Raw genomic sequence first — 6,706 nt, 5'->3', positions numbered from 1 at the left:
GAGAATATCATAATATGATTGATAAAGAGGAGAATATGCAAATGGACTATCATGAGAAGCGTGTATGGGGGCGGATTAGCGTTGTTCAACAGGTTCGGCTGCGTGCGGAAAGAAACTTAAAAAAAACATACCTGGCCCTTGCAATTGACGTGTCGGAAGAGAGTGTTGGCTTGGAAACCGAGGCCAAACTAGCATTAGGCGAATATATTCAGCTGGAATTGGAAGCAGGAGATAAAACAGTTACCGTTCAGGCGGTTGTGAAGAGAAATATTGGAAAAAACTACGGATGTAAATTTCTGGAGGCGGATTACGGAAAAGTATTTCAGCAATATCGAGCTCAATTTCCGGATCATGCTTATGACGAGGAATAAAACAGGCATGCTCATGTTGAAGTGGAGGAGTTTGGATGGCTGCAGGATATAAACGAAAAAATATTTGGTTTTTTCACCATTATGCGGTATTGCCGTCTATGAACGGGCAGATACGGCCATTTAACTTTGGCAAGATGCTAAAGGAACACGGCTATGAGGCAACGGTATTTGCAGCTTCTTATCTTCATCACGCAAATAGAAACGTAATCTCTGATGGACGCAGATGTTTATTTATAGACGAGGAGGGAGTCCCGTTTGTTTTTGTAAACACGCCTTCTTCAGCGAGCGGTTTGGGGGCGCGTATAAGAAATATGGCATCCTTCTATTTTGGTGTGATGAACGTGGCTCGGGATTATGCGCGAGAACACGGCAAGCCGGATGTTATCATTGCCTCAAGTCCTCATCCTCTTACCATGATCGCCGGAATTAGAACTGCGAAGAAACTGAAGATTCCTTGCGTCTGCGAGGTTCGCGATTTGTGGCCGGAAGCAATTTTTTCCTTTGGCAAAGTGAAAGAACATAGTTTTCTGGGGCGGATATTGCTTGCAGGCGAACACTGGATTTATAAAAATGCAGACCGAATTATTTTCACCAAAGAAGGCGATGTTGATTATCTTAAAGAGCGCAAATGGGATGCCGGACAGGGAGGCGACATTGATCTTGAGAAATGCCATTATATCAATAATGGCGTGGATATTGAGGCTTTTCGTCAAGCGATAACGGAAGAACGGCTGGCAGATGTTGCTTTGCAAGATGAGAAATTTAAAGTGGTGTATGTTGGTTCTATTCGGCCTGTTAACGAAGTGGGCCTGCTGTTGGATGCGGCTGCGTTGTTAAAAGAGCAGCGAGATATTCAGTTTTTAATTTATGGGGAAGGAAATCAAATGGAAGAGCTGCAGCGGCGGATCGCAGCAGAAGGCTTGACAAATGTAACGATGAAAGGATATGTAGAACGGCGATTTGTTCCCTATATTCTAAGCCAGTCTTCTGTAAATATTTTGAACTACTCGCAGGCCAAATATAATTGGACGCGCGGCAATAGCTCCAATAAGTTATTTGAGTATATGGCTTCGGGCAAGCCGATTATTTCGACTATAAAAATGGGTTACTGCCTTTTGGAAAAATATCAATGCGGTATTTCACTGGAATCGTCAACGCCGGAAGAGCTTGCGAGGGCGATTTTGAAGGTGCGCGATCTGCCGCACGGGAAATACGAAGAGATGGGAAAAAATGCGCAGCGCGGCGCAGCTGACTTTGATTATAAGGCCTTGGCTGCAAAATTAATGGCCGTTATAGAAGGCCTTTAGGGCGCCGAAGCGTTGAAGGTGGATGAAATGATTTCACTAAGAAAATTATTTGTTTTTCAGCAATGGTTTATTGCTTTTCGCAGGAAGCAGCCAGTAGCGTTGCCGCTACCGATGGCGGGCTTTCAAGTTATTCAACCGCCGGCGGGAAGGTTTTACGCCGATCCGTTTATTATGGAAAATGAGGGAAAAAACTATATTTTCTTTGAAGACTATCGGCTGAGGAACCGTAAGGGAGTGATCAGCTGCATTGAAATAAACGAAAAAGGGGAACCCTTGCCACCGCGGGTGGTATTGGAAAAAGAACATCATTTGGCGTATCCTTTTCTTTTAAAAACGTCGCAAGGAATTTTTATGATTCCAGATACTAGCGCCAACCGTACGGTAGAGTTGTACGAGGCGGTGAACTTCCCAGAGCAGTGGACGTTGAAAAAAGTGATCATGAGCGATATTAGGGCGAGCGATACAACCCTATTTCCTTATAATGGAAAATGGTGGCTGTTTACCAATGTGATGAGTCCGCGCGAACAAACAGGCAAAGGAGAGTTATGCGTTTTCTACGCCGATTCACCATGGGGGGAGTGGAAGCCGCATCCGCAAAATCCGGTTAATCGCGACGCGCGTACGGCGCGGCCAGCGGGCAATCTCTTTTTTCATGAAGGGAAGATTATCAGGCCTGCGCAAAATTGCGCTGTTGAGTATGGCGCGTCTCTCATTATGAACGAGATCACTCGTCTTAGTGAAAGGGAATATGCGGAGCGAGCGTTGTTTGAAATGGGACCGCAGTGGCAGGCGCATAACAAAAAGCTGCACACCTATAATGGCAATGAGCAATGGGAAGTCATTGACGGACTCAGGGAAGTTATCGATTTTTTAAAACCGTTTCGCTGGTTGACGTCCTATATAGCTCGCTGAGCGGTATGTTTTTATGGTGACAAGGAAAGTATTATTTTTAAGGAGATGCGGGCCTATGCAACGAGTCGCCATTCTCTCTTCAGCCGACCCGCGACAAAAGCGCGGCTTGCAGGTGGTTGCGCTTGAGCACGCGAAAACTTTGCGCAAATATGGCTTTGAAACTCTGATCTTTTGTCCGAGTCTTCAATGCGAGTCCTATGAAATGGAAGGCGTTCCTGTATACACATTTGCTTTTCAGCGCCAGGGCCGTTCGGCGTTTAATTTTATCAGGATGATGTTTAATTGTTGGCGTGGCTGGAAAAAGCATTTTGGTGATCAGGAGCCGGATATTTTGCACGGTCATGATTATATGACGTATTATTTTTTGAGCTTTTATTTATCTGGAAAGGTTAAAAAAATATTTACCGTTCATGATCCAATGGTCTATCATCACAAAATGTTGAAGCGTTTGCCGGAGAAGGCGAGCCTTAAGGAAAAGATGATGGCGCATATCGAAAACGCCGTGTACGCCAGAAGCATAAAGATTCATTGCATCTCCGAATACACGCGCGAACGGATTGCCAACAAAGAAGCACTGGCGGCAAAATTGAAAATAGTTCCTGATTGGATTGATATGGATAAGTTTGCGCTGCCTGTTGACAGAGATACTGTGCGCCGAAAATTTGCATATGGCGACACTGATTTTATTATTTATACGCTGCGAGGTTTGCAGGAGCGCATGGGCATTGGGAATTTGATCCAAGCATTTAAGAGCCTCAAAGGCCGTATTCCTGGCGCCAAACTCGTTATTGGCGGCAAGGGGCCGTTGAGAGCCGAACTCGAAGCATTAGCGGGCAGGCTGGAGCTTGGCGGTGATGTCACATTTCTTGGCTATGTGCCAGACGAGGAAGTAGTTTTAAGATACCAGGCGGCCGATGTTTTTATTATGCCATCTCTTGACGGAGAAGGCTTTGGCCTGCCAGTCCTTGAGGCGATGGCCTGCGGAACTCCTGTATTAGCTTCGCCGACCTGTGCGTTGCCGGAAGTATTACGGGGAAAAACGGAGCGCTTGTTTGCCGGCGTACTGCCGGAAGACATCGCAGCTGGAATTGCGTCTTTTCATAATAGCTGGAGGGAAAACGGCGTTAACGGTGCGGCTGAAAGACAGTATGTGCTTGCGCATTTTGCAGAAGATACAATTGTAAAATTGCTCCTGGAGGATTATCAGGCTTTTTAGAAAATCCCCTTCGCGGGTGGCTGTGATTTCGAAAAAAGAAAAGGAGCGGGGCGGCTTTGCTGAAAGGCATTAGGTTAATAACTAAATGGCTTAGAATGCTGCAAGGGAAGAGCATCCTGCATGTCAGACAAGAGGCGGGAAAAGCATATTCTTTAAGCGAGATAAAGGGATATTATAATGATTTGACGAAGAAAGTGACAAGCCCCAGTGTGTTGTTGGATGAAACAGGCCTTGTATATAACTTAACCAATGACGGCATGAAGGTTTATTTTGCGATTGCCATTTTTCAGTACGGACTTGGGGCCTATGACTTGTTTCTTTTAACGCAGGACAAGAAATATAAAAACGCTTTTATGCGTACGGTTGAGTGGGCCATGGAGCATCAAGAAGAAAATGGTGCGTGGGATGCATTTTCTGTTGTTGGTTATAGCAGGCCATACTCTTCGATGGCACAGGGGGAAGGCGCATCTTTACTTGTGCGAGCTTACCAAGAAATTGGTGATGAGGAATACTTGAAAGCGGCTAAAAAAGCAGTGGATTTTATGTGTCTTTCTGTCGAAGACGGCGGCTGCGCTCAGTACGGTAATGGGAAAGTATGGTTCAAAGAATATGCAGATAAGCCTGTAGTGTTAAATGGTTGGATTTTTTCTATATGGGGCCTTTATGATTGCCTTCAAGCAACCCAAGAGGAGCGGTATCGGCTCATTTTGCTGAATGCAATTAATACGCTGGCCGAGGAGTTGGAGAAGTTTGACTGTCACTATTGGTCAAAGTATGATGTGGGAAGTACTATCGCAAGTCCCTTTTACCATTTTTTGCACATTGCGCAGCTGAAAGTTATGCATGAATTGTTTGGGTGCATGATTTTTTTGGCGTATGCTAATAAATGGGAGAAAATGCAAAGAAGTCGTTTGAATTGCGGTAGGGCTGTTATAAGAAAAGCTTGGCAAAAGATACACGAAAAAAACGCGAAACGAATTATTGTACGTTGAGGGTTATGACCGAAATCACGCGAACAGCGGGGGGATTTTTATGTTGAAAATTTGTGTTATGGGTTTAGGGTACATAGGGCTTCCGTCTGCAAGTATTTTTGCTACGAATGGATTTCGCGTTGTTGGCGTGGACGTTGACGCCAAAATTATTGACGTATTACGTAAGGGCGAGCTTCACATCAATGAGCCTGGATTGAAAACGGTCGTTTGCGCGGCGCTTCAGTCTGGGAATATGACCGTGCAGCAAGAGCCGGAAGAAGCGGATGTTTTTATCATTGCTGTTCCCACGCCGATTAAAGAAGATAAATCGGCGGATTTATCTTATGTTGTACATGCGACAGAGTCTATACTGCCGGTTTTGCGCAAGGGAAATTTGGTAGTCTTAGAGTCTACCTGCCCGCCGCGAACTACAGAAGATATTTTATCGCTCATTTTACAAAAAAGCGGTTATAAAATAGGGGAAGAGATTTTTTTGGCGCACTGCCCGGAACGGGTTCTTCCTGGCAACATTTTACATGAATTTGTGAATAATGATCGCATCATTGGGGGAATCAGCAGCAGCTCTTCATGCAAGGCGAAGGAAATATATGAAAAGGTCGTGCAGGGGAAACTAGTGCTAACCGATGCTACTTCTGCGGAAATGGCTAAATTGATGGAAAATACCTTTCGTGACGTTAATATTGCCTTGGCGAACGAGGTCTGCAAAATTGCATATGACTTGAATTTGGACGCATTGGAAATTCTTAAACTGGCAAACATGCATCCCCGGGTGCATTTGCACCAACCGGGTCCGGGAGTTGGCGGGCATTGTCTGGCCGTAGATCCATGGTTTGTCGTTGAAAAGTCTAATAATGCAAAGTTGATACGCTTGAGCCGCGAAATTAACGATGGAATGCCGGAGTTTGTCGTCGGATTAGTAAGAAATATGTTGCTGAATCGAGAAAGGCCTAAGGTTACTGTTTTGGGAGTGACCTATAAAGGCAATGTGGACGATGTCAGGGAAAGCCCTGCGACGAAGGTCATACGAAAAATGAAACAAGAGAATATAGAAGTATGCATCTATGATCCTTATGTAAAAAACTACGAATTTGCATTAGCGAATCTTGAGGAAGCATTTCTTGCCTCGGACTTAGTGTTGGTATTGGCCGATCATAATGAGTTTAAGTACCTTGCGGCGGATGAGCTGGGGCCGTTGATGCGTACGAAACAGGTTTTTGATGCTCGCAATTGTTTGCATCATGATAAATGGAAAGTTGCTGGATTTACTGTTAAAGCGCTTGGGAAAAACAAGAAACCCGTTTAATGGTGGGAGGAAGCATGTTACCGTTATCGCACATTGGCTTTACGCTTACGGCAGTAAAAATATTGGAAAAGGGAATGCGGCTTCGGCAGATTGATTATCGGCTTGTTATAGCAGCTTCCTTATTACCGGATTTGATTGATAAATCATTATTAAAGGCGCTTGCAGGCAGTGTAGAGTATGAGAGCCGAGCGATTGGGCATTCTTTGGCGTTTTTGACGGTTATCGGTATTCTTACGCTTGGGCGATGGTTTTGGAAAAGGGAAACAAGGCTGCTGCCTGTTTTTTTAGGAGCCTTTTTTCACGATTTTTTCGATGTAATGTGGCTTCATCCGGGAATTTTTTTCTGGCCTTTTTACGGTTGGGAATTTCCGAAAGCAATAAATGAAGCGTGGCTAGGGAAAGTCCAATTGGGGTGGTATTCTATCCAGCAAAGAGATTTGCTGGATAACATTAGTGTTTGGATCCTTTTGTGTTTTTTCATGAAAATTGCATTAAAAAGAAAAATTTATGATTTCCTTAAAAAGGGAATTCTTTAGAATTCAAACAAGTAAAGTTATAGTTATGTAAAAAATAAATTGGTTTTATGGCAATAATTCTGTACGGAA

The 6,706-nt window shown here is 44.3% G+C and carries 7 protein-coding genes; all 7 read left to right on the top strand.

Annotated elements, in window-relative coordinates; genetic code table 11:
* Positions 1 to 371: PilZ domain-containing protein (locus PHF27_RS12455; RefSeq protein ID WP_300070601.1), on the top strand; the 371-nt coding region annotated here is incomplete at its 5' end.
* Positions 372 to 406: 35 nt separating this feature from the next.
* Positions 407 to 1,678, top strand: coding sequence for a glycosyltransferase family 4 protein (locus tag PHF27_RS12450; RefSeq protein WP_363320064.1), 1,272 nt, complete (start codon positions 407 to 409; stop codon positions 1,676 to 1,678).
* Positions 1,679 to 1,705: 27 nt separating this feature from the next.
* On the top strand, positions 1,706 to 2,590 hold the full coding sequence (locus PHF27_RS12445; protein ID WP_300070598.1) for a hypothetical protein: 885 nt from the start codon (positions 1,706 to 1,708) through the stop codon (positions 2,588 to 2,590).
* Positions 2,591 to 2,645: 55 nt separating this feature from the next.
* Positions 2,646 to 3,806, top strand: a complete 1,161-nt coding sequence (locus tag PHF27_RS12440; protein ID WP_300070593.1) for a glycosyltransferase family 4 protein — start codon at positions 2,646 to 2,648, stop codon at positions 3,804 to 3,806.
* Positions 3,807 to 3,862: 56 nt separating this feature from the next.
* A complete protein-coding gene (locus PHF27_RS12435) occupies positions 3,863 to 4,798 on the top strand; it encodes a D-glucuronyl C5-epimerase family protein (RefSeq protein ID WP_300070590.1) in 936 nt (311 codons plus the stop codon).
* Positions 4,799 to 4,838: 40 nt separating this feature from the next.
* Positions 4,839 to 6,101 (top strand): nucleotide sugar dehydrogenase, encoded by a 1,263-nt coding sequence (locus PHF27_RS12430; protein ID WP_300070588.1) that lies wholly within the window; start codon positions 4,839 to 4,841, stop codon positions 6,099 to 6,101.
* A gap of 14 nt (positions 6,102 to 6,115) precedes the next feature.
* On the top strand, positions 6,116 to 6,637 hold the full coding sequence (locus tag PHF27_RS12425; protein ID WP_300070584.1) for a metal-dependent hydrolase: 522 nt from the start codon (positions 6,116 to 6,118) through the stop codon (positions 6,635 to 6,637).
* Positions 6,638 to 6,706: the final 69 nt, after the last annotated feature.

The sequence above is a fragment of the Anaeromusa sp. genome (assembly GCF_028691475.1).
Taxonomy (GTDB): Bacteria; Bacillota; Negativicutes; order Anaeromusales; family Anaeromusaceae; genus Anaeromusa.
Note: the sequence above shows the minus strand (reverse complement) of the source record. Positions and strands in the feature narration are given on the sequence as shown.

Coding starts and splice junctions, on each gene's coding strand:
- PHF27_RS12450 (WP_363320064.1), top strand. CDS start 407: ATGGCTGCAGGATATAAACGAAAAAATATTTGGTTTTTTCACCATTAT.
- PHF27_RS12445 (WP_300070598.1), top strand. CDS start 1,706: ATGATTTCACTAAGAAAATTATTTGTTTTTCAGCAATGGTTTATTGCT.
- PHF27_RS12440 (WP_300070593.1), top strand. CDS start 2,646: ATGCAACGAGTCGCCATTCTCTCTTCAGCCGACCCGCGACAAAAGCGC.
- PHF27_RS12430 (WP_300070588.1), top strand. CDS start 4,839: ATGTTGAAAATTTGTGTTATGGGTTTAGGGTACATAGGGCTTCCGTCT.
- PHF27_RS12425 (WP_300070584.1), top strand. CDS start 6,116: ATGTTACCGTTATCGCACATTGGCTTTACGCTTACGGCAGTAAAAATA.